General features: G+C 53.6%; 23 protein-coding genes. 17 read left to right on the top strand and 6 right to left on the bottom strand.

Translation table 11 applies throughout. The features are described 5' to 3' along the window. Positions 1 to 49: 49 nt before the first annotated feature. The gene (gene lysC, locus ABVN36_RS22190) at positions 50 to 1,399 is read right to left on the bottom strand and encodes a lysine-sensitive aspartokinase 3 (RefSeq protein WP_000136394.1); all 1,350 of its coding nucleotides are present in this window, start codon (positions 1,397 to 1,399) and stop codon (positions 50 to 52) included. Positions 1,400 to 1,743: 344 nt separating this feature from the next. Between lysC and pgi the strand changes: the two genes are divergently transcribed. From pgi to psiE, 6 genes are all read left to right on the top strand, one after another. Beyond that, positions 1,744 to 3,393 carry a glucose-6-phosphate isomerase gene (gene pgi, locus ABVN36_RS22185; protein WP_000790033.1) on the top strand — a complete coding sequence of 550 codons (1,650 nt, stop codon included), beginning with the start codon at positions 1,744 to 1,746 and terminating at the stop codon, positions 3,391 to 3,393. A 443-nt stretch (positions 3,394 to 3,836) separates the two neighbouring features. Beyond that, on the top strand, positions 3,837 to 4,079 hold the full coding sequence (yjbE, locus tag ABVN36_RS22180; RefSeq protein ID WP_001541297.1) for an exopolysaccharide production protein YjbE: 243 nt from the start codon (positions 3,837 to 3,839) through the stop codon (positions 4,077 to 4,079). A 63-nt stretch (positions 4,080 to 4,142) separates the two neighbouring features. After that, a complete protein-coding gene (locus tag ABVN36_RS22175; protein WP_000824807.1) occupies positions 4,143 to 4,781 on the top strand; it encodes a YjbF family lipoprotein in 639 nt (212 codons plus the stop codon). Continuing rightward, entirely contained in the window at positions 4,778 to 5,515 is a 738-nt protein-coding gene (locus ABVN36_RS22170; RefSeq protein WP_023138084.1) for a capsule biosynthesis GfcC family protein, read from the top strand. Before ABVN36_RS22175 ends, ABVN36_RS22170 begins: the two co-directional genes overlap by 4 nt. Beyond that, entirely contained in the window at positions 5,515 to 7,611 is a 2,097-nt protein-coding gene (locus ABVN36_RS22165; RefSeq protein WP_000750805.1) for a YjbH domain-containing protein, read from the top strand. The genes ABVN36_RS22170 and ABVN36_RS22165 overlap by 1 nt, the downstream gene beginning before the upstream one ends. A 142-nt stretch (positions 7,612 to 7,753) precedes the next feature. Further along, a complete protein-coding gene (psiE, locus tag ABVN36_RS22160) occupies positions 7,754 to 8,164 on the top strand; it encodes a phosphate-starvation-inducible protein PsiE (protein ID WP_000982752.1) in 411 nt (136 codons plus the stop codon). 165 nt (positions 8,165 to 8,329) lie between these two features. On the opposite strand, the gene malG is transcribed toward psiE, so the two are convergent. The 3 genes from malG to malE all read right to left on the bottom strand — a co-directional run bounded on the left by malG (position 8,330) and on the right by malE (position 12,101). Next, positions 8,330 to 9,220, bottom strand: coding sequence for a maltose ABC transporter permease MalG (gene malG / locus ABVN36_RS22155; protein WP_001252081.1), 891 nt, complete (start codon positions 9,218 to 9,220; stop codon positions 8,330 to 8,332). Positions 9,221 to 9,234: 14 nt separating this feature from the next. Beyond that, positions 9,235 to 10,779 carry a maltose ABC transporter permease MalF gene (gene malF, locus ABVN36_RS22150; RefSeq protein WP_023138083.1) on the bottom strand — a complete coding sequence of 515 codons (1,545 nt, stop codon included), beginning with the start codon at positions 10,777 to 10,779 and terminating at the stop codon, positions 9,235 to 9,237. Between the two features lie 131 nt (positions 10,780 to 10,910). Next, entirely contained in the window at positions 10,911 to 12,101 is a 1,191-nt protein-coding gene (gene malE / locus ABVN36_RS22145; RefSeq protein ID WP_000695415.1) for a maltose/maltodextrin ABC transporter substrate-binding protein MalE, read from the bottom strand. A gap of 361 nt (positions 12,102 to 12,462) precedes the next feature. On the opposite strand from malE, the gene malK reads away from it, so the two are divergent. From malK to ubiA, 5 genes are all read left to right on the top strand, one after another. Continuing rightward, positions 12,463 to 13,572: a maltose/maltodextrin ABC transporter ATP-binding protein MalK gene (gene malK, locus ABVN36_RS22140; protein WP_000179176.1), complete on the top strand. Its 1,110-nt coding sequence runs from the start codon at positions 12,463 to 12,465 to the stop codon at positions 13,570 to 13,572. Positions 13,573 to 13,660: 88 nt separating this feature from the next. Continuing rightward, positions 13,661 to 15,019 (top strand): maltoporin, encoded by a 1,359-nt coding sequence (locus ABVN36_RS22135; protein ID WP_000973644.1) that lies wholly within the window; start codon positions 13,661 to 13,663, stop codon positions 15,017 to 15,019. Positions 15,020 to 15,182: 163 nt separating this feature from the next. Next, positions 15,183 to 16,100: a maltose operon protein MalM gene (malM, locus tag ABVN36_RS22130; RefSeq protein ID WP_000782497.1), complete on the top strand. Its 918-nt coding sequence runs from the start codon at positions 15,183 to 15,185 to the stop codon at positions 16,098 to 16,100. 180 nt (positions 16,101 to 16,280) lie between these two features. After that, on the top strand, positions 16,281 to 16,778 hold the full coding sequence (gene ubiC / locus ABVN36_RS22125) for a chorismate lyase (RefSeq protein ID WP_000019230.1): 498 nt from the start codon (positions 16,281 to 16,283) through the stop codon (positions 16,776 to 16,778). Positions 16,779 to 16,791: 13 nt separating this feature from the next. Then, entirely contained in the window at positions 16,792 to 17,664 is an 873-nt protein-coding gene (gene ubiA, locus ABVN36_RS22120) for a 4-hydroxybenzoate octaprenyltransferase (protein ID WP_023138082.1), read from the top strand. A 98-nt stretch (positions 17,665 to 17,762) separates the two neighbouring features. Here the strand turns inward: ubiA and plsB are convergent, their stop codons facing one another. Continuing rightward, positions 17,763 to 20,183: a glycerol-3-phosphate 1-O-acyltransferase PlsB gene (plsB, locus tag ABVN36_RS22115; RefSeq protein WP_000017360.1), complete on the bottom strand. Its 2,421-nt coding sequence runs from the start codon at positions 20,181 to 20,183 to the stop codon at positions 17,763 to 17,765. 170 nt (positions 20,184 to 20,353) lie between these two features. Between plsB and ABVN36_RS22110 the strand changes: the two genes are divergently transcribed. The 5 genes from ABVN36_RS22110 (at position 20,354) to ABVN36_RS22090 (ending at position 23,284) form a co-directional block, all read left to right on the top strand. Beyond that, complete coding sequence (locus ABVN36_RS22110; RefSeq protein ID WP_000002902.1) at positions 20,354 to 20,722, top strand: diacylglycerol kinase; 369 nt, start codon at positions 20,354 to 20,356, stop codon at positions 20,720 to 20,722. Between the two features lie 108 nt (positions 20,723 to 20,830). Then, entirely contained in the window at positions 20,831 to 21,439 is a 609-nt protein-coding gene (gene lexA, locus ABVN36_RS22105; RefSeq protein WP_000646079.1) for a transcriptional repressor LexA, read from the top strand. A 178-nt stretch (positions 21,440 to 21,617) separates the two neighbouring features. Further along, the gene (dinF, locus tag ABVN36_RS22100) at positions 21,618 to 22,943 is read left to right on the top strand and encodes an MATE family efflux transporter DinF (protein WP_001128113.1); all 1,326 of its coding nucleotides are present in this window, start codon (positions 21,618 to 21,620) and stop codon (positions 22,941 to 22,943) included. Beyond that, entirely contained in the window at positions 22,940 to 23,053 is a 114-nt protein-coding gene (locus ABVN36_RS22095) for a hypothetical protein (protein ID WP_001575282.1), read from the top strand. The genes dinF and ABVN36_RS22095 overlap by 4 nt, the downstream gene beginning before the upstream one ends. Before the next feature lie 21 nt (positions 23,054 to 23,074). Continuing rightward, a complete protein-coding gene (locus ABVN36_RS22090; protein ID WP_001030592.1) occupies positions 23,075 to 23,284 on the top strand; it encodes a CsbD family protein in 210 nt (69 codons plus the stop codon). Between the two features lie 99 nt (positions 23,285 to 23,383). Here ABVN36_RS22090 and zur read toward each other — a convergent pair whose 3' ends face one another. Further along, entirely contained in the window at positions 23,384 to 23,899 is a 516-nt protein-coding gene (zur, locus tag ABVN36_RS22085) for a zinc uptake transcriptional repressor Zur (RefSeq protein ID WP_000416271.1), read from the bottom strand. A 246-nt stretch (positions 23,900 to 24,145) separates the two neighbouring features. On the opposite strand from zur, the gene ABVN36_RS22080 reads away from it, so the two are divergent. Then, positions 24,146 to 25,456 (top strand): conjugal transfer protein TraF, encoded by a 1,311-nt coding sequence (locus tag ABVN36_RS22080; protein ID WP_001039335.1) that lies wholly within the window; start codon positions 24,146 to 24,148, stop codon positions 25,454 to 25,456. Positions 25,457 to 25,492 lie beyond the last annotated feature (36 nt).

Below are 25,492 nucleotides of genomic sequence, written 5' to 3'. Positions count from 1 at the left end.
CCGGCAGCGTATTGCCTGATAGCGCTCACCCGCTGCCGTGTCAGGGCGATTATTCAAATAAGTTCTGATGTAGCTTTTGCACCACTTTCTCGGCATCGTCTCCCGGCACGAGGAAGCACAGATTGTGGCTGGAGGCGCCGTAACAAATCATGCGAATGTTGAACGGTTCCAGGACGCCAAACACTTCTTTACCAACACCGCAGGCTTTTGACAGGTTGTTGCCAATCAGCGCGACCAGCGCCAGTCCTTCTTCAACTTCGACCCGACACAGCGCGGAAAGCTCCATCAATAAGGATTGGGTCAGTAACGTATCGCCCGTGGAGGTGGAGCCGGTAGTATCCAGCGTCAGCGCGACGCTCACCTCCGAAGTGGTAATCAGATCTACCGAAATATTATGCCGCGCCAGAATGCCGAACACCTCTGCCAGGAAACCTCGTGAGTGCAGCATATTCAGGCTGTGCAGCGTCAATAGCGTTTGATTGCGGCGCAGCGCCAGCGCGCGGAACAGCGGCGGGTTTTGGGTTTTATTGCACACCAGCGTACCGCCCGCTTGCGGATCTTTACTGGATCCAACGAAGACCGGGATATCGCTACGCACGGCCGGGAGCAAGGTGGCTGGATGCAGTACTTTTGCGCCGAAGGTTGCCATCTCCGCCGCTTCTTCAAAGTCGATTTCATCAATTCGCTGCGCGACGGGCACTACGCGCGGGTCGGTGGTGTAAATACCGGGCACATCTGTCCAGATATCAACCCGCGCGGCATGGAGCGCTTCAGCCAGCAACGCTGCCGTATAGTCGCTGCCGCCGCGGCCTAATGTCGTGGTGCGGCCTTTGCTTTCACTGCCGATAAAGCCCTGAGTAATGACCAACGTTTCGCTCAGGCGCGGGAGCAACTGCTGCGCGGCCAGTTCCGCAAGCGCTGCGACGTCCGGTTCCGCACGACCAAAGCGATCGCTGGTACGCATCACTTTGCGCACGTCGAACCAGTGGGCCTGTACGTCGCGTTCACGCAGGATCTCAACAAATAGCAGGGTAGACATCAGCTCGCCGTGGCTGACCAGTTCATCGGTCAGGGCTGCCGATGTCGCCAGCGATGCCGCCTCCGCCAGAATAGTGATGTTTTCCAGCAGGCGTTCAATCTCTTCGCGAATGACATTCGGATGACGCAGACGATCAAGGATATCGAACTGGATTTTACGGATGGCGTCGAGCGTAGCGAAACGTTCGCCAGGCTCCATCCCTTCGGCCAGCGCCACCAGCAGATTAGTGATGCCGGCAGACGCGGAAAGCACGACTAAACGAACATTGGCGTCGGAAAGTACGATATCCGCGCTACGGTTCATGGCGTCAAAATCAGCGACGCTGGTACCGCCAAATTTGGAAACAACGATCTCTGTCATATCAACCTCGTGTCAGGAAATGAAAAACGCGACCATGGCACAAGGGCAGAACAGAAACCGGTGCAGGCGCAAATGCAAGTAACGTATTTATAAATAAAAGTTGTGGCCTGGACTGTCAACGTTGGGATTATGCGGATTTTTTATGCTGAGTTTAGGCTCAGTAACAGCGCTTATAACCCCGATACCCGTTTGCCGCCTTTCTGCACCTCGAATTATTTAGGGTATATACTTTTTATCCTCATTCGACAGTGCCTGGGGCAACGGCACTAAAACAATCACACTTTTCTGTGACTGGCGTTACAATCGATCCCAGTCACAATTCTCAAATCAGAAGAGTATTGCTAATGAAAAACATCAATCCAACGCAGACTTCTGCCTGGCAGGCGCTCCAGAAACACTACGACGAAATGAAAGACGTTACGATCGCTGAGCTCTTCGCGAACGATAGCGACCGTTTCGCTAAATTTTCCGCGACGTTTGACGATCTGATGCTGGTGGATTTCTCCAAAAACCGCATCACCGAAGAGACGCTGGCAAAATTACAGGATCTGGCGAAAGAGACCGATCTGGCCGGCGCGATTAAATCCATGTTCTCCGGCGAGAAGATCAACCGCACCGAAGATCGCGCCGTGCTGCACGTGGCGCTGCGTAACCGTAGCAATACGCCGATCATCGTGGACGGCAAAGATGTGATGCCGGAAGTGAACGCCGTACTTGAGAAGATGAAAACTTTCTCGCAAGCGATTATCTCCGGTCAGTGGAAAGGCTACACCGGTAAGGCCATCACCGACGTGGTGAACATCGGTATCGGCGGTTCCGACCTCGGCCCGTTCATGGTGACCGAAGCGCTGCGTCCGTATAAAAATCATCTGACTATGCACTTCGTCTCTAACGTTGATGGTACCCACATCGCTGAAGTGCTGAAAAAAGTGAACCCGGAAACGACTCTGTTCCTGGTGGCGTCGAAAACCTTCACCACGCAGGAAACCATGACCAACGCCCACAGCGCGCGCGACTGGTTCCTGAAAAGTGCAGGCGATGAAAAACACGTGGCGAAACACTTTGCTGCGCTCTCCACCAACGCCAAAGCGGTCGGCGAATTTGGTATCGACACGGCCAATATGTTCGAATTCTGGGACTGGGTCGGTGGTCGTTACTCGCTGTGGTCTGCCATCGGGCTGTCCATTATTCTGTCCGTCGGTTTCGACAACTTTGTCGAGCTGCTTTCCGGCGCGCACGCGATGGACAAGCATTTCTCCACCACTCCGGCGGAGAAAAACCTACCCATTCTGCTGGCGTTGATTGGCATCTGGTACAATAATTTCTTCGGCGCGGAAACCGAAGCCATTCTGCCGTATGACCAGTATATGCACCGTTTCGCCGCCTACTTCCAGCAGGGTAACATGGAATCCAACGGTAAATACGTTGACCGTAACGGCAACGCCGTGGATTACCAGACAGGCCCAATTATCTGGGGCGAACCAGGCACCAACGGTCAGCACGCGTTTTATCAATTGATTCACCAGGGTACTAAAATGGTGCCGTGTGATTTTATCGCCCCGGCTATCACCCATAACCCGCTATCCGATCATCATCAGAAGCTGCTGTCTAACTTCTTCGCGCAGACCGAAGCGCTGGCGTTTGGTAAATCCCGCGAGGTGGTTGAGCAGGAATATCGCGATCAGGGTAAAGATCCGGCGCAGCTCGAACACGTTGTGCCATTCAAAGTGTTTGAAGGCAACCGCCCGACCAACTCTATCCTGCTGCGCGAAATTACGCCGTTCAGCCTGGGCGCGCTGATTGCGTTGTATGAGCATAAAATCTTTACGCAGGGCGTCATCCTGAACATCTTTACTTTCGATCAGTGGGGCGTTGAGTTGGGTAAACAGTTGGCTAACCGTATTCTGCCGGAGCTGGGCGATGATAAAGCTATTTCGTCCCATGATAGCTCTACTAACGGTCTGATTAACCGTTATAAAGCATGGCGCGCCTGATGGCGCTGCGCTTATCCGGTCTACGTAATGCATAGCGTCTGTAGGCCGGGTAAGGCGTTTCGCCGCCATCCGGCAAAAAGAGAATAAGATAATAAAAAGGCCGATATTCACATCGGCTTTTTTTATAAGATAATTCCGCTTGTCCGTCTTTATCCCCACAATTTTATATTGAGCTTAATCCTAAAATAAGCAATAACCAGAAAATCACTCTGCGTTATTTTCAGATTATACGGATGCCGATGTCTTTTAGTTTAATTTTAACTTATTGATTTTATTTGTTTGTTAATTAAATAATGTAGGCGTTACTTCTTTAAAGTTTAATTATCCTAAAACCTCGCTGTTATTTCCCCCGGACATAATCCGCCTGCTTTGGTTGTGTATACTCGGTAGCGCCCGAAATTCTTTTGGGTAAATCTCCATTCATTCAATGAAGGGAAATTATGATGAAAAAAGTACTGTATGGCATTTTTGCCATAACCGCGCTTGCGGCGACATCTGTCTCGGCAGCCCCCGTTCAGGTGGGTGAAGCGGCAGGGTCGGCAGCGACGTCGGTATCGGCGGGAAGTTCCTCCGCCACCAGCGTTAGCACCGTAAGTTCGGCGGTGGGCGTCGCGTTAGCGGCAACCGGCGGCGGCGATGGTTCTAATACCGGAACCACGACCACCACGACCACCAGTACCCAGTAGTATCGGTACGTTTAACCATAACCACACTCCGGTGTGGTTATTTTGCCCCTCTGGAGAAGCGTCGTGAAGCGACTCGCACTTATCCTGATTTGCCTGCTATTACAGGCGTGTTCGGCCACCACCAAAGGCCTGGGCGATTCACTGTGGGACAGTTTGTTCGGTACGCCAGGCGTACAGCTAACGGATGACGATATTCAAAACATGCCTTATGCCAGCCAGTACATGCAGCTTAACGGCGGTCCTCAACTGTTTGTGGTGCTCGCTTTCTCGGAAAACGGGCAGCAGAAATGGGTGACGCAGGATGGCGCGACGATCGTGACGCAGCATGGCCGTCTGGTCAAAACGCTGCTCAGCGGCGACAACCTGATCGATGTGAATAATCTGGCGGCCGACCCGCTGGCGAAACCAGGACAGATTATCGATGGCGCGACCTGGACTCGCACCCTGGGCTGGACCGAACATCGCCAGGTGCGTTACGCCACCGCCCGTTCCGTTTTTACATGGCGAGGGACCGATAGCGTTAGCGTCGGCAGTGAAGAGACCGCCGTGCGGGTGCTGGATGAAGAAGTGACGACCGATCAAACGCGCTGGCGTAATCGCTACTGGATTGATAGCGAAGGCCAAATTCGCCAGACGGAACAGTATCTGGGCGCGAATTACTTTCCGGTGAAAACCACGCTGATTAAGGCGGCAAAATCATGATGAAAAGGACGATAAGCGCGCTGGCGCTGACCTTTATCGCGTCATCCGCCTTTGCCAGCGGCACTGTTACCGTTTTTACCCAGGGTAATAGCGAGCCTAAAACGCTGACAGACGCTGAGCGTCTGCTCGATTTAGTCGGACAGCCGCGCCTGGCAACGAGCTGGTGGCCTGCGGCGGTGATAGGCGAAGAACAGGCGACCGTGACGGCGCGTCAACAGCAGCAGGAACTTCTCGGGCGACTGGCGGCGCTCAGCGCTGAGGAAGATGGCGATGCGGCGGCGGCAATAAACACACTACGCCGACAGATTCAGGCGGTGAAGGTGACGGGCAGACAATTCGTGAATCTTGATCCTGACGTAGTTCGGGTGAGCGAACGAGGTAACCCGCCGCTGCAAGGTCACTACACGCTCTGGGTCGGGCCGCAACCCACGCAGGTGACGCTCTTTGGCTTGATTAGCCAGCCGGGCAGCCAGCCGTTCGTCCCTGGGCGGGACGTCGCCAGTTATCTCGAGGGTCAGCGCTTACTCAGCGGCGCGGATCGTAGCTATGCCTGGGTGGTTTACCCTGATGGACGCAGCCAAAAAGCGCCGGTGGCTTACTGGAATAAACGTCATATCGAGCCAATGCCCGGCAGCATTATTTTTGTCGGTTTTGCCGATTCCCTTTGGCGCGGCACGCCGGAGGCGATAAATGCCGACATTCTTCATACCCTGACGCAGCGGATACCGGAATAATGAAAAAAACACATCTGCTCAGCGTGCTGGCGCTGGGTATTAGCGCGGCCTGCCATGCCGAAACATATCCAGCCCCTGTTGGGCCTTCACAATCTGACTTTGGCGGCGTGGGCCTGCTGCAAACGCCGACAGCGCGTATGGCGCGTGAAGGGGAGATGAGCCTGAACTATCGCGATAACGATCAGTACCGCTACTACTCGGCTTCGGTTCAGCTTTTCCCGTGGCTGGAAACCACGTTGCGCTATACCGATGTCCGTACGAAAAAGTACAGCAGCGTGGAATCATTCTCCGGCGACCAGACTTACAAAGATAAAGCGTTTGATGTGAAACTGCGGTTGTGGGAAGAGAGTTACTGGATGCCGCAGGTGGCGGTTGGCGCGCGCGATATCGGCGGAACGGGGCTGTTTGATGCGGAATATATTGTAGCGAGTAAGGCCTGGGGGCCGTTTGATTTTTCATTAGGTCTCGGCTGGGGCTATCTTGGCACCAGCGGCAATGTGTCTAATCCTTTCTGTTCGTATAGTGATAAATTCTGTTCGCGTGATAACAGTTATAAAGAGGCAGGTTCCGTCGACGGTAGCGATATGTTTCACGGCCCGGCCTCGCTGTTTGGCGGCGTGGAATACCAGACCCCGTGGCAACCGCTACGCCTGAAGCTGGAGTATGAAGGCAATAACTATCAGCAGGATTTTGCGGGGAAACTGGAACAGAAGAGCAAGTTTAACGTCGGCGCCATTTACCGCGTCACCGATTGGGCCGACGTTAACCTCAGCTACGAGCGCGGCAACACCTTTATGTTTGGCGTCACGCTGCGCACCAATTTCAACGATTTACGTCCCGCGTATCATGACAATTCACGCCCGCAATACCGACCACAGCCGCAGGATGCCATCCTGCAACATTCGGTAGTGGCTAATCAATTAACGTTATTGAAATATAATGCCGGTCTGGCGGACCCGAAAATCCAGGTCAAAGGCGATACGCTGTACGTTACCGGTGAACAGGTGAAGTACCGCGACTCCCGTGAAGGGATCGTGCGCGCTAACCGGATCGTCATGAACGATCTGCCGGAGGGGATCCGCACGATCCGCGTGACGGAAAACCGCCTTAATCTGCCGCAGGTCACCACTGAAACCGATGTCGCCAGCCTGAAACGCCATCTGGAAGGCGAACCGCTGGGACATGAAACCCCGCTGGCGCAAAAACGCGTGGAGCCGATCGTGCCAGAGAGTACTGAACAGGGTTGGTATATCGACAAGTCGCGCGTTGATTTTCATCTTGATCCCGTGCTGAATCAGTCGGTAGGCGGCCCGGAAAACTTCTATATGTATCAGTTGGGCGTAATGGGAACTGCGGATCTGTGGGTCACGGATCATCTGCTCACCACGGGCAGCGTGTTTGCCAATATCGCCAACAACTACGACAAATTTAACTACACCAATCCGCCGAAGGATTCGCATCTGCCGCGGGTGCGTACGCATGTCCGTGAGTATGTGCAGAACGATGTTTATGTGAATAACCTACAGGCCAACTACTTCCAGTATTTTGGCAATGGTTTCTATGGGCAGGTCTATGGCGGTTATCTGGAGACCATGTTTGGCGGTGCCGGGGCGGAAGTCCTGTATCGCCCGGTAGACAGCAATTGGGCGTTTGGCCTGGATGCCAACTACGTGAAACAGCGTGACTGGCGTAGCGCGCAGGATATGATGAAGTTTACCGATTACAGCGTGAAGACCGGACATTTGACCGCATACTGGACGCCGTCGTTCGCCCAGGATGTGCTGGTGAAAGCCAGCGTTGGTCAGTATCTGGCGGGCGATAAAGGCGGTACGCTGGAGATCGCCAAACGCTTCGATAGCGGCGTCGTTGTCGGTGGTTACGCGACGATTACCGATGCATCGCCGGATGAATATGGGGAAGGGGATTTTACCAAAGGCGTATATGTTTCCGTGCCGCTGGATCTCTTCTCGTCCGGCCCAACCCGAAGTCGTGCGGCAATTGGCTGGACGCCGCTGACGCGTGACGGTGGTCAACAGCTTGGCCGTAAGTTTGGCCTGTATGATATGACCAGTGACAGGAGCGTAAATTTCCGTTAATACTCAGGCCGGATAAGGCGTTCACGGCGCTATCCGGCAAATTATCTTATTGAACAAAATATAAACATAAATAAAAAATATAGATGCCCGTCACATTTGTGCGTTATACAGAAACCTCGCCGCAGAGAAAGAGGGGGCTGTTATGATGCCATTATCGCGCTCACGTCTTGAGTTTATCGCCACGATTTTACAAAACGTACTAAATTTGGGGCTGCTTACCCTCGGTCTGATCCTGGTCGTTTTTCTCGGTAAAGAGACGGTTCATCTGGCGGACGCATTATTCGTGCCTGAGCAAGCCAGCAAATATGAACTGGTGGAAGGGCTGGTGATCTACTTTCTTTATTTCGAATTTATTGCGCTGATTGTGAAGTACTTTAAGTCTGGCCTTCACTTTCCGCTGCGCTATTTCGTGTACATTGGGATCACGGCGATTGTGCGTCTGATCATTGTCGATCATAAAACGCCAATGGATGTATTACTCTATTCGGCGGCGATCCTCCTGTTGGTTATCACGTTGTGGTTATGTAATTCGAACCGACTACGGCGAGAATAGGCGTCGCCACACCGTAACGGACGTATGGCGTGGCAATAAATTAGCCACTGTCTATAACGCATAAAAAAAGCGCTCCGAAGAGCGCCAAAATACGACCATAAGTGGGGATAACATAAGTTGAGGGCAGTGGCATTGCCCGTTGCCGGGCAGGTACTTCGATAAAACTTAACCTTTCACACCCCCTGCCGTCAGGCCGTTGACCAGCCAACGTTGCGCCAACAGGAACACCAGGGTGATAGGAATAGCAGAAAGGACGGCGGCGGCGGCAAAGTCGCCCCACAAATAGTTTTGCGGGTTGAGATATTGCTGCATACCCACGGCCAGCGTATAGCTGTCCACATCGCGCAGTAACAACGAGGCGACCGGAACTTCGGTAATCGCCGCGATGAACGACAGAATAAACACCACCGCCAGAATCGGTACGGAAAGCGGCAGCAGCACCAGGCGAAATGCCTGCCACGGGGTTGCGCCATCCAGCGCGGCGGCCTCTTCCAGCGAGCTGTCGATAGTTTCGAAGTAGCCTTTAATCGTCCAGACATGCAGCGCAATGCCGCCGAGATAGGCGAAGATCACGCCGCCATGCGTATTCAGACCGATAAATGGAATGTATTGTCCCAGGCGGTCAAATAACGCATACAGCGCCACCAGAGACAAAACCGCCGGAAACATCTGGAAAATCAGCATCCCTTTGAGCAGTGTTGCTTTACCTGGAAAACGCATTCGTGCGAAAGCGTAGGCGCAGGTGGTGGAGAGCGCCACGATGCCGATGGCGGTAATACCGGCGATTTTCACCGAGTTCCACAGCCACAGCAGGACCGGGAAGGGAGGCGGCGTTACCCGACCATCCGCATGTTCCACGCTGAAACCCAGCGCCAGCCGCCAGTGTTCCCAGGAGATTTTATCCGGGATCAGGCTTCCGGTGGCGAAGTTCCCTTCACGTAGCGAGATAGCGATGACCATCAGCAGTGGGAACATGATCGCCGCGATGAAAATCAGCAGCCCCAGGTGCGTGATGAAGAGACGCAGTTTCTGAGATTTGGGTTGGACCATAGCCATTGTTATTATCTCCCTTAATCAAACTTCATACGCGTGGCTTTCAGGTTCACTATTGCCAGCGCGCCTACCAGCAGGAAGATCAGCGTGGCAATGGCCGCCGCCAGACCGAAGTCCTGACCGCCGCCGCCTTCAAAGGCGATACGGTAGGTGTAGCTGACGAGCAGATCGGTATAACCGGCAGGCGTGGTGGTGCCGAGACGGTCTGGCCCGCCGTTGGTCAATAACTGAATCAGGACAAAGTTATTAAAGTTAAAGGCGAAGCTGGCGATCATCAGCGGCGTTAGCGGCTTAATCAGCAGCGGTAAGGTGATCTTAAAGAAATTCTGAAACGGACCGGCGCCGTCCATTGCGGAGGCTTCGTACAGGTCATCCGGAATCGCTTTCAGCAGTCCCATGCACAGGATCATCATGTAGGGATAGCCCAGCCAGGTATTCACGATAATCACCATTGCCCGCGCGGTGTTGGGGTCGCTGAACCAGGCAGGTTTAATGCCAAACAGCGCGCTCAGCATCATATTGATTTCGCCAAAGCTTTGGTTGAATAACCCTTTGAAAATCAAAATTGAAATAAACGACGGTACGGCGTAGGGCAGAATCAGCAGGACGCGGTAGATAGCTTTACCTTTCAGCGCTTCCCACTGTACGAGGCAGGCCAATACCATCCCAACCGCCACGGTTAACACCACAGTGAGGACCGAAAAGACCACGGTCCAGACGAAGATAGCGAAAAAAGGCTTCTGGATCCCTTCGTCGGTAAAGACGCGCGTAAAGTTTTTCGCGCCGATAGTAACGGTATAACCAGGACTGAGTTTTTCATCACCCCAGCTTCCGTCGGCGTTGATCGACTGATAATAACCGCTATCGTTATTTGGCCGGTATTTTACGCCGCTCTGGTTATTGGTAAGCAGGCCGTCATCAGCCAGTGTGTACAGCGGACGGGTACCGGAAAACTGACGCAGCGAGCTCATAATCACTTTGCTTTCATCCGGCAGGACGGCGGTTATCTGGTTCAGCGCCAGACGGTTCTGGGTGATTATCCGCAGATTGGCGCGTTCGCCGCCCGGCAGGGCATCGGTCTCTTTCAGCTGTAATTTTTGTTCGCCGCCGAAGGAAAATGCGCCAGACAGATAATGTTTGCCCGTTTCTCCGTCGGTGAGGGCCAGTTGCCACTCGTCGCCGGCCGGGTAAAGACCGAAGTTATAGGTTTTTCCTGCCTGATAAGAACGGTCCATCAGCACTTGCTGGGCGCGTTCAAAGGTGAGCTGGTTGGTGCTGCTGTAGTTAGTAAAGGCGATGGCGATGGTGCACACCAGCGGGAATAGCACAAACAGCCCCATGCCGGCGAGGCCTGGGTAAACGTAGCGCCAGGCGTAGGTTTTACGATTTGCGAAAATATACAGGCCAGCAGAGCTTAAAATCAGCGTCATGATGGCGAACAGATACTCCCCTTGTACGTACATTAAAACTACAAGGTAACCCACCAGCAGGCCCAGCAGACCAATTACTGACCATTTAAGCGGGTCGCTTTGCCACCAGTGTTTCTTTTTAATGACATCCATGGGGGTTTTCCTCTACAGCGTTGAAACTTCCTGGCCGGAGATGTGCCTGATGGCGTAGCGCTTATCAGGCCTACGGTGTGTTGTAGGCCGGATAAGGCATTTATGCCGCCATCCGGCACAGGCTCACGGCATTACTTGGTGATACGGCTTTGTGCATCTTTCAGCGCGGCATCCACGGTTTGACGGCCGCTGGCGGCGTTGATCACAGCCGTACGTACCGCATACCAGAAGGCGGACATTTGCGGAATATTCGGCATGATCTCGCCTTTCTGGGCGTTATCCATGGTGGCGGCGATACGGGGGTCTTTCGCTAACTGCTCCTGGAAAGATTTCAGCGCCACGGCGCCCAGCGGTTTATCTTTGTTCACCGCTTCCAGACCCTGATCGGTCAGCAGGTAGTTTTCGAGGAACTCTTTCGCCAGCTCTTTATTCGGGCTGGCAGCGTTAATCCCCGCGCTCAGCACGCCGACGAACGGTTTCGAGGGTTTACCTTTGAAGGTCGGCAGCAGGGTGACACCGTAGTTGACTTTGCTCTTGTCGATGTTCGACCATGCCCACGGACCGTTGATGGTCATTGCCGTTTCGCCTTTATTGAAGGCTGCTTCGGCGATGGAGTAATCGGTATCGGCGCTCATATTTTTGTTCTTGATCATATCGATCAGGAAAGTCAGGCCCGCTTTCGCGCCGGCGTTGTCGACGCCAACGTCTTTCACGTCATACTTGCCGTTTTCAAATTTGAACGCGTAACCGCCGTCAGCGGCGATCAAAGGCCAGGTGAAATACGGCTCTTGCAGGTTGAACATTATCGCCGACTTCCCTTTCGCTTTTAGTTCTTTATCCAGCGCCGGGATCTCTTCCCAGGTTTTCGGCGGGTTCGGGACGAGGTCTTTGTTATAAATCAGGGAGAGGGCTTCAACGGCGATGGGGTAGGCGATCAGCTTGCCGTTATAGCGTACCGCATCCCAGGTGAACGGATAGAGTTTGTCCTGAAACGCTTTATCCGGAGTGACCTCCGCCAGCAGACCAGACTGCGCGTAGCCGCCAAAACGGTCGTGCGCCCAGAAGATAATGTCAGGACCGTCGCCGGTGGCTGCCACCTGCGGGAATTTCTCTTCCAGCTTATCCGGGTGCTCAACGGTCACTTTAATGCCGGTGTCTTGCTCAAATTTTTTACCGACCTCGGCCAGACCGTTATAGCCCTTGTCGCCGTTGATCCAGATAACCAGTTTACCTTCTTCAATTTTGGCGAGAGCCGGGGCGGAAATCATCATCGTCGTAAGTGCGGATAATGCGAGGATGCCTACGCCAGTTTTAATCTTCATATCTCCCATCCTTTTTGGTGATGTACACAGAGGTGGTTTAACGGTCTCTAGTTTCTTTATACGACAACCTCTTTCCATCCTCCCCGCCCCTACGCCCCACCCCGGCTTTATGTGATCTGTGTTACATAAATGTGAGTAATGCGTGCTGGCGCACATAAAAACACGCCGATTTTTGCGGGCGGCATCACGAAATTCCTTTTCTGTCCGCGCCCGTGGTCTCAGGCGTTGTGTCCTCATCCTCCCGCCTCCTCCCCCATAAAAAAGCCGGGGGGTGGAGGATTTACCCCAGTCAGGGATCGCGCATAGTCAGGCCATCATGAATGTTGCTGTCAATGACAGGTTGTAACGAAGGGAGAAGGGCATGGCGAGCGTACAGCTACGAAATGTAACGAAAGCCTGGGGTGACGTGGTGGTATCGAAAGATATTAACCTCGATATCCATGACGGGGAGTTCGTGGTGTTTGTCGGACCGTCAGGCTGTGGTAAATCGACCTTGCTGCGTATGATCGCCGGGCTTGAAACCATCACCAGTGGCGACCTGTTTATCGGGGAAACCCGTATGAATGATATCCCGCCTGCCGAGCGCGGCGTGGGCATGGTATTCCAGTCTTATGCGCTCTATCCCCATCTCTCCGTTGCAGAAAACATGTCTTTCGGCCTCAAGCTGGCGGGCGCCAAAAAAGAGGTAATGAATCAACGCGTCAACCAGGTGGCGGAAGTGCTGCAACTGGCGCATCTGCTGGAACGTAAGCCAAAAGCGCTTTCCGGCGGGCAGCGTCAGCGCGTAGCGATTGGCCGCACGCTGGTGGCGGAGCCGCGTGTGTTTTTGCTGGATGAACCGCTCTCTAACCTGGACGCCGCGCTGCGCGTGCAGATGCGTATTGAAATTTCTCGCCTGCATAAACGTCTGGGCCGCACGATGATTTACGTCACCCACGATCAGGTCGAGGCGATGACGCTGGCCGACAAAATCGTGGTGCTGGACGCCGGTCGCGTCGCTCAGGTCGGTAAGCCGCTGGAGCTGTACCACTATCCGGCGGACCGCTTTGTCGCGGGCTTCATCGGCTCGCCGAAGATGAACTTCCTGCCGGTGAAAGTGACCGCCACCGCGATTGAACAAGTCCAGGTCGAACTGCCGAATCGCCAGCAAATCTGGCTGCCGGTCGAAAGTCGCGGCGTGCAGGTCGGCGCCAATATGTCTTTAGGCATTCGACCGGAACACCTGCTGCCGAGCGATATCGCCGATGTCACCCTGGAAGGCGAAGTCCAGGTGGTCGAGCAGTTAGGGCACGAAACACAAATTCATATCCAGATCCCCGCCATCCGTCAAAACCTGGTTTATCGCCAGAATGACGTGGTGTTGGTAGAAGAGGGCGCCACATTCGCTATCGGCCTGCCGCCAGAGCGCTGTCATCTGTTCCGCGAGGATGGCAGCGCATGTCGTCGTCTGCATCAAGAGCCGGGTGTTTAAGGCCTCCATAAAAAAACGAAACGCAAAACCATTCGCAGTTTTAGAAGGTGGCAGCGTTTAAAGAAAAGCAATGATCTCAGGAGATAGAATGATGATTACTCTGCGCAAACTCCCACTGGCAGTTGCTGTCGCAGCGGGCGTAATGTCCGCTCAGGCAATGGCTGTCGATTTCCACGGTTACGCCCGTTCCGGTATTGGCTGGACGGGAAGCGGCGGCGAACAACAATGTTTCCAGGCAACAGGTGCCCAAAGTAAATACCGTCTCGGTAACGAATGTGAAACCTATGCGGAACTGAAACTGGGCCAGGAAGTGTGGAAAGAGGGCGATAAGAGCTTCTATTTCGACACCAACGTCGCCTATTCGGTTAACCAGCAGAACGACTGGGAATCGACCGATCCCGCCTTCCGCGAAGCGAACGTGCAGGGTAAAAACCTGATTGAATGGCTGCCGGGCTCTACCATCTGGGCCGGTAAGCGCTTCTATCAGCGTCATGACGTACACATGATCGACTTCTACTACTGGGATATTTCAGGTCCTGGTGCGGGTATCGAAAATATCGATCTGGGCTTCGGTAAGCTTTCACTGGCGGCGACCCGGTCTACTGAAGCGGGCGGCTCTTACACCTTCAGCAGCCAGAATATTTATGATGAAGTGAAAGATACCGCTAACGACGTCTTTGACGTACGTCTGGCTGGTCTGCAAACGAACCCGGACGGCGTACTGGAGCTGGGCGTTGATTACGGCCGCGCCAATACGACCGATGGTTATAAGCTGGCTGATGGGGCATCGAAAGACGGCTGGATGTTCACCGCCGAACACACGCAAAGCATGTTGAAAGGCTATAACAAGTTTGTCGTGCAATATGCCACCGATGCTATGACCACGCAGGGTAAAGGCCAGGCGCGCGGTTCCGACGGTTCTTCATCTTTCACTGAAGAATTGCCTGATGGAACCAAAATTAATTACGCCAATAAGGTCATCAATAATAATGGCAATATGTGGCGTATTTTGGATCATGGCGCCATCTCGCTTGGTGATAAATGGGATTTGATGTACGTCGGTATGTACCAGAATATCGATTGGGATAATAACCTGGGTACTGAGTGGTGGACCGTGGGCGTACGTCCAATGTACAAGTGGACGCCAATCATGAGTACCCTGCTGGAAGTCGGCTACGACAACGTGAAATCTCAGCAGACCGGCGATCGTAACAATCAATATAAAATCACCCTGGCGCAACAGTGGCAGGCGGGCGACAGCATCTGGTCGCGTCCGGCTATCCGTATTTTCGCCACCTACGCGAAATGGGATGAGAAATGGGGCTATATCAAAGACGGCGATAACATTTCCCGTTATGCCGCAGCGACTAACTCCGGCATTTCCACCAACAGCCGTGGCGATAGCGATGAGTGGACCTTCGGCGCCCAGATGGAAATCTGGTGGTAATACGATGGTCATCTGACGTAACGAGGGGCGCAAGCCCCTCTGAAACATCAGGTCTGATGATGCTTGTAAGCCGAATAAGGCGCCAGCCGCCATTCGGCGATATGTTTGGGTTGGCGCGCTATTGCCTGGCTACCGCTGAACCCGCCTTATTGAGGTGAGAATAATGAAAATGAAGAAAAGTCTCGTCGCCCTCTGTTTAACCGCAGGGCTGTTCGCCAGCGTGCCGGGTATCAGCCTGGCGGAAGTGAACTATGTACCGCAAAATACCAGCGCCGCGCCCGCTATTCCTGCTGCTGCGCTACAGCAATTAACCTGGACGCCTGTAGATCAGTCAAAAACGCAGTCTACCCAACTGGCGACGGGTGGCCAGCGCCTTGACGTCGCCGGCATTACCGGCCCGGTCGCCGCTTATAGCGTTCCGGCGAATATCGGCGAGCTGACATTAACTCTGACCAGCGAGGTCAATAAGCAAGCCAGCGTTTTTGCGCCAAACGTGTTGATTCTTGACCAAAATATGACACCTTCGGCGTTCTTCCCCAGCAGTTACTTTACTTATCAGCAGCCGGGCGTCATGAGCGCAGACCGGCTGGAAGGCGTGATGCGCCTGACGCCTGCGTTGGGGCAGCAGAAACTCTATGTTCTGGTGTTTACGACCGAAAAAGATCTTCAGCAAACCACTACGCTGCTCGATCCGGCAAAAGCCTATGCCAAAGGCGTCGGTAACTCTATCCCGGATATTCCCGATCCAGTTGCTCGCCATACCACTGACGGCGTGGTGAAACTGAAGGTGAAAACCAACAGCAGCTCCAGCGTATTGGTCGGGCCGTTGTTTGGCTCGTCCGGTACCGGGCCGGTAACGGTAGGCAATACCGCCGCGCCGGTCGCTGCGCCAGCGCCAGTCGCGCCGAAGAAAAGCGAACCGATGTTGAACGATACGGAAAGCTACTTTAATAAAGCGATTAAGGATGCCGTAGCGAAAGGCGACGTCGATAAAGCGCTGAAACTGCTTGATGAGGCCGAACGTCTGGGATCGACATCTGCCCGTTCCACCTTTATCAGCAGTGTAAAAGGCAAGGGGTAATTGTTTCCCCACAGTGCTGATTTTGCAGCAACTGGTGCGTCTCCTGGCGCACCTTTTTTTGTCATTTCATGCGAATTGTTATTTTTTTGTTGCGCAACAGATCACTTAATTGTGATTGCGCCCCCCGTAATGTCTTTTCTGAGATACAATGACTTTAGGTTATGAATCGGAGAGTAAGGCATGTCACACCCTGCGTTAACGCGACTGCGTGCGCTGCGCTATTTTGATGCGATTCCTGCGCTTGAACCCCATTTGCTGGACTGGCTGTTGCTGGAAGATTCTATGACTAAACGTTTTGAGCAGCAGGGAAAGCGGGTAAGCGTGACGCTGATTCGGGAAGCGTTTGTCGGCCAAAGTGAGGTCGAGGAAGCATCAGGTTTACTGCCATCCGAATCCCGCTACTGGTTACGTGAGATACTGCTTTGCGCTGACGGCGAGCCCTGGCTTGCCGGACGTACCGTGGTACCGGAATCCACGCTGTGCGGACCTGAACAGGTCTTACAACATCTGGGTAAAACCCCGCTTGGACGTTATCTATTTACATCATCGACACTGACCCGCGATTTTATTGAAATTGGACGCGATGCAACGCTGTGGGGGCGCCGCTCTCGACTGCGGTTGAGCGGAAAACCGCTGTTGCTTACCGAGCTTTTTTTACCTGCATCGCCGCTGTACTGAGAGGAAGATAAAGATGGAGTGGAGTCTGACGCAGAGTAAGCTGCTGGCGTTTCACCGTTTGATGCGTACAGATAAGCCTATTGGCGCGTTGCTGCTGCTCTGGCCGACGCTTTGGGCGCTATGGGTGGCGACACCGGGTATGCCTCAGCTGTGGATTTTGGCGGTTTTTGTCGCTGGCGTGTGGTTAATGCGCGCGGCGGGCTGCGTGGTAAATGATTATGCCGATCGTAAATTTGACGGACATGTAAAACGTACGGTCAACCGGCCTTTACCCAGCGGCGCCGTGACAGAGAAAGAAGCGCGCAACCTGTTTGTGGTGCTGGTGCTGCTGGCGTTTCTGTTGGTGCTGACGCTGAACGCCATGACGATTCTGCTTTCCGTGGCGGCGCTGGCGTTGGCCTGGGTTTATCCCTTTATGAAACGCTACACCCACCTGCCGCAGGTCGTGCTGGGGGCCGCTTTCGGCTGGTCAATCCCCATGGCGTTCGCCGCGGTGAGCGAATCCCTGCCGTTGAGCTGCTGGCTGATGTTCCTCGCCAATATTCTCTGGGCAGTGGCTTACGATACGCAATATGCGATGGTCGACAGAGATGATGATATCAAGATAGGCATTAAATCGACGGCGATCCTGTTTGGTTGTTATGACACATTGATTATCGGGATTCTGCAGCTTGGCGTCATGGCGTTAATGGCGCTGATCGGCTGGTTGAATGGTCTGGGATGGGGATATTACTGGGCTGTGCTGGTGGCGGGCGCGCTGTTTGTCTACCAGCAAAAACTGATTGCGAACCGTGAACGTGAAGCCTGCTTTAAAGCCTTTATGAACAATAACTACGTTGGCCTGGTGCTATTTTTAGGGCTGGCGATGAGTTACTGGCACTTCTGATGTCATGCCGGGCGAACCCGGCCTGCAAAGCCAAAATTTTCAATACGTCATATCAGTTGCCCGATAAGCTTACGCCATCGGGCATTTCAGGCACTGGCTTACTCGCCCTGCGTCGCGCTTTCAATCGTCAGACGGACATCAGAGGTAATCAGATCGGCAAGCATCTGATATATCTTCATCGTTTCTGCCGGTTCGGCATCGCCCGTATCGCTGATATAACCCTCATCCCGTAGCGTCAACACGAGTGAACTGAACACCGCTTTGTCGAAAAACTCCGGCGCGTTAATACCGTGCAGGACAGACAGACGTTGCGCCACGGTACGGCTTTCTTTCTCCAGCGTACTGCGGTTGATGGACGGATTGGCGCTCAACAGCCAGAACGTAATGGCATAACGCTGTAGCGTTTCGCGCGCGCCTGCCGCCAGCAGCTGCAGCGTACGGGAATGCGTCGGGTTGATATGCAGTTCATCATCCTGCAGGGTAATTAGCCCCTGACGCTGCATTTCACTGGCCAGCGCGTCAATGACCGAGGCTAACTCCTCGCGCTCCCAGCGCAGGAACAGCTCCGCTTTTAACATCGGATAGAGCGCTTCAACATGCTGCTGCAACGCATCACGCGAAATGCGACGATGCTGGGTGATAATCGCCGCCATCAGCGAAGGCATAATCAACATATGCGCGATATTGTTACGATAGTAGGTCATCAACACCGCCTGCTCGCGCGGCAGAATGATGATATCGCCAATGGTGTCTTTCTCGACCTCAAACTTATTCATCTGCAGCGCGTGAGCGATGAGCTCGCCAGCGCTGGCGGCAGGAACGGTTGAGTCTGTGGAATAAGGGACATTGCGCATCAGATCGAGATAGCAATCAAGCTGCTCGGTGAGCTGCTCGCGGGTGAGCGAGCGCTGACGCGACGCTAACAGCGCGGTACAACACAGGTTCATCGCGTTTGCCGCGCCAGCGTTGTTAATACGCACCATCAGATCGGCGGCGATACTATTTACCGTCGGCGTCAGCCAGGCTGGGCGTATGGCCTCTATAGGGTCGATAGATTCGCGCCACTCCGGCACATGCTGGTTCAGGTACGTCATGAGCGGCATCGGTTCGCCAAAGTTAACGTAGCCCTGACCCAGATTGCGCAGCTTGCTCAAGCCTTTCAGCATCTGCGGCAGGCTCTCTTTCTCTTTTGTCGCGCCGCGCAGTTCTTTCGCATAGGTGCCCACTTCCATGACGTGCTCATAGCCGATGTAAATAGGCACTAACGTAATTGGACGGGTACCGCCGCGCAGCATCGCCTGGATAGTCATCGACAGGGTGCCGGTTTTCGGGTCTAACAAACGTCCGGTACGCGAACGTCCTCCTTCGACAAAATACTCAACCGAGTAACCGCGGCTGAACAGCTCGCCCAGGTATTCGCGAAAGACGGTGGAATAGAGTTTATTCCCCTTAAAGGTGCGACGAATAAAGAACGCGCCCAGACGACGGAAAATCGGGCCAGCGGGCCAGAAATTAAGGTTAATACCGGCGGCAATGTGCGGCGGAACCAGTCCCTGATGGTACAGCACATAAGAAAGGAGCAAGTAGTCCATATGGCTGCGGTGACAGGGTACATAGACGATTTCATGCCCGTCGTGCGCCAGTTGGCGTACGCGCTCGGCGTTATGCACGTTAATCCCCTGGTACAGTCGGTTCCAGGTAAACCCCAAAATCCTGTCGGTCAAACGAATCATCTCGTAAGAGAAGTTCGCCGCGATCTCTTCCATCAGCGCAATGGCGTTTTGCTGCGCTTTTTCATGAGAGATTTTCTTACTGCGCGCTTCGTCTTCTACCGCGCGGGCGATCGCTTTCGAGGCCAGCAGTTTGTTAAACAGATCCTGACGGGCGGGCAGGCGTGGGCCAACCGCCGCCAGGCGCTGGCGAGCAAAGTGCATACGCGCCACGCGAGCCAGCTTCTGCGCGATGATTTTATCGGTGCCGTGTTCATCAGCCATGCGACGCAATGAGACGGACGGCGAGAATCGGACAAAGCTATCGCGACCCAGCCAGGAGATGGCAAAGAATTTCTGTACACCGTTCAGCATACGTAAAGGCGGGTTATCTTCTCCCTTTTCACGACCCGGCGCGCGGCCAAACATCACGGAAACGGGCACCATCTGCACGTCCAAAGCCGGATTACTCCGATGCAGATCGAGATAATCGTGAAAAAGTTTCACCGACTCTTCTTTTGGCGTGTAATAGGTAAAGACACGCGGTCCGCCGTGAATAAATACATAGCGTGGCAGCAGCGCACCGTCGATCTCCAGCGGCTCCAGCGGATCCGGGAGATCGTGCGCCAGACATTGCGCCCGCAGCGTCAGTAAGTCCGCTTTTGAGTTGTATGGCAAGACATACATAATGGGGCGAGAAGTATCGAGCCCCAATTCCTGGGCGGGTTCCGCCGGAATAGACTTGCTTTTTACCAGTATGCTTAATGGTAAATTCAGTAATTTGTAGTAAATTCGTGGCCAGCCGGACATAAACGATGTAAAGCCTCTGGTTAATAATGCAAATGCGGTGCAAGGATATCAGAAAGTTTAGCGAATTTCTGTTGTATCCCGTCATACTTCGCGCTGCGTTACGGCAGTTCGAATCGTGCAGGGCAACCGTATAATGTCATTGACGTTAATAATGTAAAAAGGTTCTTTTGATGGCCAATAATACCACTGGATTCACCAGAATTATCAAAGCGGCAGGATATTCCTGGAAAGGATTTCGCGCCGCATGGACTCACGAAGCAGCGTTTCGCCAGGAAAGCCTCGCGGTATTGCTGGGCGTCATCATCGCCTGCTGGCTGGATGTGGATGCGATTACCCGTGTGTTATTGATAGGTTCCGTTTTACTTATCATGATTGTTGAAATCCTCAACAGCGCTATTGAAGCGGTCGTTGACCGCATCGGTTCTGAATACCATGAGCTTTCCGGCCGTGCGAAAGATATGGGATCGGCTGCGGTGCTACTGTCTATTTTCGTTGCCCTGATGACCTGGGGCATCCTGTTATGGTCACATTTTCGATAAAGGTTCCAAATTTTATAAATCTCTTGTTTTTTGCGCCGTTTGTGGTTCCAAAATCACCTTTAACTGTATATACTCACAGCATGACTGTATATACACCCAGGGGGCGGAATGAAAGCGTTAACGGCCAGGCAACAAGAGGTGTTTGATCTCATCCGGGATCACATCAGCCAGACAGGTATGCCACCGACGCGTGCGGAAATCGCGCAGCGTTTGGGGTTCCGTTCCCCAAACGCGGCGGAAGAACACCTTAAAGCGCTGGCGCGCAAAGGGGTGCTTGAAATTGTTTCCGGCGCATCGCGAGGTATCCGTCTGTTACAGGAAGAAGAGGACGGATTACCGCTTGTCGGGCGTGTCGCGGCGGGTGAACCGCTTCTGGCGCAGCAGCATATTGAAGGCCATTACCAGGTCGATCCTTCACTGTTCAAACCCAGCGCCGATTTCCTGCTGCGCGTGAGCGGAATGTCGATGAAAGACATCGGTATTATGGATGGGGATTTGCTGGCGGTACATAAAACGCAGGACGTCCGTAATGGCCAGGTGGTTGTCGCTCGCATTGACGATGAAGTGACAGTAAAACGCCTGAAAAAGCAGGGCAATAAAGTGGAGCTGCTGCCGGAAAACAGCGAGTTTACACCGATAGTGGTGGATCTGCGCGAACAAAGCTTTACGATTGAAGGGCTGGCGGTAGGCGTCATTCGCAACGGGGAATGGTTGTAATCTCTTTTTCATTTCCTTGTAAGCCGTCATCCGGCAATCGTGCAGCCTGATGGCGCTGCGCTTATCAGGCCTACGGGAATGCAGTTCCTGAGATGATTAACTTGTAGGCCGGATAAGGCGTTACGTCGCCATCCGGCAATGCGCTCGTTTCGTTTAACTCCTTGTCAGGCTTTTCTCCATGCCGCTTTTTACCTCCTCTGATAAAGCTCTCTGGCGTCTCGCGCTGCCGATGATTTTTTCTAACATCACCGTCCCCTTACTGGGGCTGGTCGATACGGCGGTGATTGGTCATCTGGACAGCCCGGTTTTCCTGGGCGGCGTGGCGGTGGGCGCGACTGCCACCAGCTTTCTTTTCATGCTGCTGCTATTTCTACGTATGAGCACCACCGGCCTAACGGCGCAGGCATTTGGCGCCAAAAATCCGCAGGCGTTAGCCCGGGCGCTCATTCAACCGTTATTGCTGGCGCTGGGCGCTGGCGTGATGATTGTGCTATTTCGCACGCCGCTTATCGAGCTGGCTTTACATATTGTCGGCGGGAACGACGCTGTCCTGGTGCAGGCGAGACGCTTCCTTGAAATTCGTTGGCTAAGCGCTCCCGCGTCACTGGCGAATCTGGTGCTGCTCGGTTGGCTGTTAGGCGTTCAGTATGCGCGGGCGCCGGTTATCTTGTTGGTCGTGGGCAATATCCTCAACATCGCGCTCGACCTGTGGCTGGTGATGGGGCTTCATATGAACGTGCAGGGCGCCGCCCTGGCGACGGTCATCGCAGAATATGCCACGTTACTGATCGGCCTCATGATGGTACGTAAAGTTCTCCATCTCCGCGGTGTGTCGCTGGATATGCTAAAACAGGCCTGGCGCGGCAACGTGCGCCGCCTTTTGGCGCTCAATCGCGATATCATGCTGCGCTCATTGCTCCTTCAGCTTTGTTTTGGCGCAATCACGGTGTCAGGCGCGCGGCTGGGCAGCGATATTATCGCGGTAAATGCAGTCCTGATGACCTTACTCACCTTTACGGCCTATGCGCTGGACGGTTTTGCTTATGCGGTGGAGGCGCACTCCGGTCAGGCTTACGGCGCGCGTGACGGTAGCAAGCTACTGGACGTCTGGCGAGCGGCGTGTCGTCAGTCAGGAATTGTGGCCTTGTTGTTTTCCACAGTCTATGCCCTGGCAGGTGAACATATTGTCGCGTTACTGACCTCATTGCCGCAAATACAGCTACTGGCGGATCGGTATCTTATCTGGCAGGTGGTATTACCGCTGGTGGGCGTATGGTGCTATCTGCTCGATGGTATGTTTATTGGCGCGACGCGCGCCGCCGAAATGCGCAATAGCATGGCAGTCGCCGCAGGAGGATTCGCGCTGACGCTCTTCGCCCTGCCGGTATTAGGAAATCATGGTTTATGGCTGGCATTAACCGTGTTCCTGGCGCTTCGCGGTCTGTCGTTGAGCCTTATCTGGCGTCGTCACTGGCGCGAGGGTACATGGTTTGCCAGATCGTGACGGTTAAAAATTCTGAATATAAAACCGAAGGCCGAATTCCTGCCTACAATTATTATCACGTCCAGCAGAAATTGCAGTGCATTTGGGCGAATAACACCTGCTATTCCTAACCGAATGATGAGGACAAGATGATGAATAAAGACGAAGCCGGCGGTAACTGGAAACAGTTTAAAGGTAAAATGAAAGAACAATGGGGCAAACTGACCGATGACGATATGACCGTTATCGAAGGTAAACGCGACCAACTGGTAGGTAAAATCCAGGAGCGTTACGGTTACCAGAAAGATCAGGCGGAAAAAGAGGTTGTTGACTGGGAAACCCGTAACAACTATCGCTGGTAATATGTTTTCCCCTACCAGGAGTACATGGATGTGCTTCCCACTGTTTGCTTATGAATGCGGGCGTGCCCCTCTCTACTGCCGCCCGTTTTTCCGTTCAGGCTAACGCGGTTTTTTCTTCACCAGCACCGAGTGATCGTGACCACAGTCGCCCGGATGGCGACACGCTTCCACTTCTACGCACGCAGGGCACAGACCGTGCGCCTCAATAACGTTATGTCGTAGCGCAAATCCCATTTTAGCCGCCAGCGTATGCATGATGTCTTCCACGCCCTCGGCACACTCTTCCTTCACCACGCCGCAACGATCGCAGATAAACATGGCCGAGCTGTGCGTCGGCTGGTCGAACAGGTGGCAAACCACATAACTATTGGTGGATTCCACTTTATGGACAAAACCCTGTTCGAGCAAAAAATCCAGCGCGCGGTAGATGGTGGGCGGTTTGGCCTGTGGTTCCGTTTCGCGCAGCAAATCGAGCAAATCGTATGCGCTGATGGCACCCTGTTGCAGACTCATCAGGCGCAGCACTTCGAGGCGCTGAGGCGTCAGGCGCACGTTGCGCTGCGCGCAGAGTTTTTCAGCTTGCGCCAGTAACTCTTGCGTTGTGGTCTTTTCCATGTAGCACCTCGAATGGCATGAAAGTCTAATCCGTTACTTTACCACGAGCTGCTTAAAACTCTGAAATTACCCCGCGACAATATATCGCCTGCTAAGCTTTTCCGCGCCAGTATTCTCATCTATACCTAATGAGGGTCGATATTATAACAACAGGATTTAACATCACTATTTCACAGCAATAGTTCGCCTCTGTCCGGTAAAGCGTGGCGGAGGGATTACTTCACCTGATAATAAGATGGGCTAACTGTGAACAAAAACGTCAAACTTTCACTGATTGCTATCGCGGTCTCGCTTTTTATGGCAAAGCAGGCGAGCGCCGCCAATACCTGGACGGAAGCGCGTAATGACGCAATGGGCGGGACGGGCGTTGCGTCCGCGAATTATGGCAGCGGAGTACTATTAAATCCGGCGTTACTGGCAAAAGCCAAACCGGAAGACAATATCACTGTTGTCCTTCCTGCGGTCGGCGTCCAGATTACGGATAAAGACAATCTCCAGGATGAAATTGACGATATCAGCGATAAAGTGGATTACTACGATGAGGTCGTCGATAACCTTACGCTGGGGCAAATTCTGCTCAATCCGCGAGGCGTGCTGAATCAATTTCAGGGCGCCGCGCGCGACCTGGCCGATGAGCTGGAATATCTCAACGGAAAAACCGCTCGCGCCAATGCCGGCGCCGGGTTGGCGGTAAGTATTCCAGGACAAACGCTTTCCGTGGCGTTTATCGCCAAAGGTTATGCGCATGGGCGCGTGAGTTCGTCCATTGATCAGAACGATATTCAGTATCTGCGCGATATCCAGCATGATGAACGTGTTGCGCTTCGTGAAGCAGGACGCGCTGCTTTATTGGGGTCTGACGAAATTACAAAGCATTTAAACTCTACCGCGTCGGGGCGGGTAGCGATTGTATCTGACTACGGTATTGCGCTGGCGAAGCAGTTTGTGGTGGGCGAGGTGCCTGTTTCCATTGGCGTTACGCCAAAACTGCAAAAAACCTGGCTCTATAACTACACCACCTCAATTTATAACTACGACAGTAGCGACTGGAATAGCAGCCGTTATCGCAATGATGATACGGGTTTTAACATTGATGCGGGGCTTGCTGCCGATATCGGTGAAAACTGGACGCTGGGGCTGAGCGGGCAAAATCTGGTATCTCGCGATATCGATACGAAAGATATTTACATCACTAATGGTATGACGGGAGAAACCACCAACTACAAAGATACATACCAAATCCGCCCCCTGGTTACCGCGGGCATCGCATGGCATAACGATTTGCTGACCGTAAGCGCCGATGGCGATCTGACGGAAACGAAAGGCTTTAAGAGCGAAGACAATTCACAGTACGTGGGTGTCGGCGCTGAAGTTCGACCGTTGTCATGGCTGGCGGTGCGCGCAGGGTATCGTGCGGATGTGAAAAATAACGATAGCAATGTGGTTACCGGCGGTCTTGGCTTTGCGCCCTTTAACCGTGTGCATCTCGATTTAATGGGACTGTACGGCGAAGATGAAACCTGGGGGGCAGGCGCGCAGCTTACAATGACATTCTGAGGTGCTTTCACCGGAGGCGCTACGCCTCCGGTTTAG

This window comes from Salmonella sp. SJTUF15581 (assembly GCF_043356775.1).
Classification (GTDB): Bacteria; Pseudomonadota; Gammaproteobacteria; order Enterobacterales; family Enterobacteriaceae; genus Salmonella; species Salmonella enterica.
Note: the sequence above shows the minus strand (reverse complement) of the source record. Positions and strands in the feature narration are given on the sequence as shown.

What these genes read in the sequence shown, in the direction of transcription:
- lysC (WP_000136394.1), bottom strand. Translation starts at nt 1,399, where the DNA reads ATGACAGAGATCGTTGTTTCCAAATTTGGCGGTACCAGCGTCGCTGAT.
- pgi (WP_000790033.1), top strand. Translation starts at nt 1,744, where the DNA reads ATGAAAAACATCAATCCAACGCAGACTTCTGCCTGGCAGGCGCTCCAG.
- yjbE (WP_001541297.1), top strand. Translation starts at nt 3,837, where the DNA reads ATGAAAAAAGTACTGTATGGCATTTTTGCCATAACCGCGCTTGCGGCG.
- ABVN36_RS22170 (WP_023138084.1), top strand. Translation starts at nt 4,778, where the DNA reads ATGATGAAAAGGACGATAAGCGCGCTGGCGCTGACCTTTATCGCGTCA.
- ABVN36_RS22165 (WP_000750805.1), top strand. Translation starts at nt 5,515, where the DNA reads ATGAAAAAAACACATCTGCTCAGCGTGCTGGCGCTGGGTATTAGCGCG.
- psiE (WP_000982752.1), top strand. Translation starts at nt 7,754, where the DNA reads ATGATGCCATTATCGCGCTCACGTCTTGAGTTTATCGCCACGATTTTA.
- malG (WP_001252081.1), bottom strand. Translation starts at nt 9,220, where the DNA reads ATGGCTATGGTCCAACCCAAATCTCAGAAACTGCGTCTCTTCATCACG.
- malF (WP_023138083.1), bottom strand. Translation starts at nt 10,779, where the DNA reads ATGGATGTCATTAAAAAGAAACACTGGTGGCAAAGCGACCCGCTTAAA.
- malE (WP_000695415.1), bottom strand. Translation starts at nt 12,101, where the DNA reads ATGAAGATTAAAACTGGCGTAGGCATCCTCGCATTATCCGCACTTACG.
- malK (WP_000179176.1), top strand. Translation starts at nt 12,463, where the DNA reads ATGGCGAGCGTACAGCTACGAAATGTAACGAAAGCCTGGGGTGACGTG.
- ABVN36_RS22135 (WP_000973644.1), top strand. Translation starts at nt 13,661, where the DNA reads ATGATGATTACTCTGCGCAAACTCCCACTGGCAGTTGCTGTCGCAGCG.
- malM (WP_000782497.1), top strand. Translation starts at nt 15,183, where the DNA reads ATGAAAATGAAGAAAAGTCTCGTCGCCCTCTGTTTAACCGCAGGGCTG.
- ubiC (WP_000019230.1), top strand. Translation starts at nt 16,281, where the DNA reads ATGTCACACCCTGCGTTAACGCGACTGCGTGCGCTGCGCTATTTTGAT.
- ubiA (WP_023138082.1), top strand. Translation starts at nt 16,792, where the DNA reads ATGGAGTGGAGTCTGACGCAGAGTAAGCTGCTGGCGTTTCACCGTTTG.
- plsB (WP_000017360.1), bottom strand. Translation starts at nt 20,183, where the DNA reads ATGTCCGGCTGGCCACGAATTTACTACAAATTACTGAATTTACCATTA.
- ABVN36_RS22110 (WP_000002902.1), top strand. Translation starts at nt 20,354, where the DNA reads ATGGCCAATAATACCACTGGATTCACCAGAATTATCAAAGCGGCAGGA.
- lexA (WP_000646079.1), top strand. Translation starts at nt 20,831, where the DNA reads ATGAAAGCGTTAACGGCCAGGCAACAAGAGGTGTTTGATCTCATCCGG.
- dinF (WP_001128113.1), top strand. Translation starts at nt 21,618, where the DNA reads ATGCCGCTTTTTACCTCCTCTGATAAAGCTCTCTGGCGTCTCGCGCTG.
- ABVN36_RS22090 (WP_001030592.1), top strand. Translation starts at nt 23,075, where the DNA reads ATGAATAAAGACGAAGCCGGCGGTAACTGGAAACAGTTTAAAGGTAAA.
- zur (WP_000416271.1), bottom strand. Translation starts at nt 23,899, where the DNA reads ATGGAAAAGACCACAACGCAAGAGTTACTGGCGCAAGCTGAAAAACTC.